General features: G+C 71.4%; 2 protein-coding genes. Both read right to left on the reverse strand.

Going from position 1 to position 1283, the window contains the following annotated elements:
* Nucleotides 1–185 precede the first annotated feature (185 nt).
* Nucleotides 186–647, reverse strand: coding sequence for a PaaI family thioesterase (locus ACFQEU_RS16095; RefSeq protein WP_379783807.1), 462 nt, complete (start codon nucleotides 645–647; stop codon nucleotides 186–188).
* Between the two features lie 274 nt (nucleotides 648–921).
* Nucleotides 922–1283: DUF8155 domain-containing protein (locus ACFQEU_RS16100; RefSeq protein WP_465261171.1), on the reverse strand; the 362-nt coding region annotated here is incomplete at its 5' end.

The following is a 1283-nucleotide window of genomic DNA, read 5'->3' on the forward strand; positions in this document are numbered from 1 at the left end:
CGGGCTCCGGGAGACGGCCGAGCGACTCGGCTGTGGGTTCGTCCCGCTCGGCGACCAGACGGTCACCGTCCGTGCGGCACCGGATCGCGCCGACCGCGACGCGGTCGCGGCCCTCGACGCGGCGCTCGACGGGATCGACGCGATCACGAGTGGGCTCGCCGGGTACTCGGTGTAACCCCGGCGCGTCAGTCGCGGAACAGCCGAAACGAGCCCTGGCCGACGACGACCTCCGCGGAGCCGTTCTCGGTCGTGCTCGTCACCGTCATGTCGCTGACGCCGATCGAGCCGCCCGCCCGGACGACCTCGGCCTCGGCTCGGAGGTCGCCGGTCGCCGGCCGGAGGTAGTTCGCGTTGAGGTTCACCGTCGCCACGCCGCCGGAGAGGGGGTCCTCGAACGCCGTCCGTTGGGCGACGCCGCCCGCGGTGTCGATCAGGGTCGCGGCGACGCCGCCGTGGATCGTCCGCCCGTCCGTGTTCGTCAGCTTCTCGTCGAACGGGATCGACATCACGATCCGGCCGCGCTCGACGACGTCAACCGACGTGTTTAGCCACGAGAGATAGCCGTGTTCCTCCTCGATCCGGCGCTGGACGTACTCCGTCGCCGCCGACGGGATCGGGTCCATGTCGGCGATATCGCGATCGACCATGTCCCCCCGTCGCCGCCGGGACGCTTGTAACCCGGGGAACCGGTCGAAACCTCCCGTCGGTTGATCGGCTCGGAAACGTTACCGAGGACTCCACACGTGCTGGGGCAGGCAACGTCTCATGTAGCATGACGCGGCATCCGACGCGTGACCTGACGGGTCGCCCGCGGTGGCCGAGACGGGAGTCCGGCGCACCGCCGCGGGTGTCGCGGCCGCGCGCCGGCTGTTCGCCATCGATCGGATCGTGTTCCGGGCTCTTCGAGTCACGTCTAGAGGCTCACCGACCGCCGAGCCGGACCGGGTCGTCGCTCGGTTCGACCCGGACCGTTACCGTCTCCCCGACGTCGAACGTGGTGTCCGGACACACGAGCTTCGCCCCGCAGCGAGGAGCGCGAGCGGCGAACAGCGAGAGGCCGACGATCCGCTCGCCGTTCGCGACCACGTCGATCGGGGCCCACTCGACCGTAGCGACCGGTGTCGGTGTCCCCGACGCGTCCGCGGAGCCAGCCTTCCGCGCGGCTCGGGCGGTCGCGACCGTACCGACCTCGGTTCCCCACAGCGACAGCGACTCGCCCGACCGAGTCGACCCGAATCCGCCGCCGCCCGCATAGTGGGCCAGCCCGCCGTCGAGCGGCACGC

This window comes from Halorubrum tibetense (assembly GCF_042661865.1).
In the GTDB taxonomy this organism is placed as follows: Archaea; Halobacteriota; Halobacteria; order Halobacteriales; family Haloferacaceae; genus Halorubrum; species Halorubrum tibetense.

Coding starts and splice junctions, on each gene's coding strand:
- ACFQEU_RS16095 (WP_379783807.1), bottom strand. CDS start 647: ATGGTCGATCGCGATATCGCCGACATGGACCCGATCCCGTCGGCGGCG.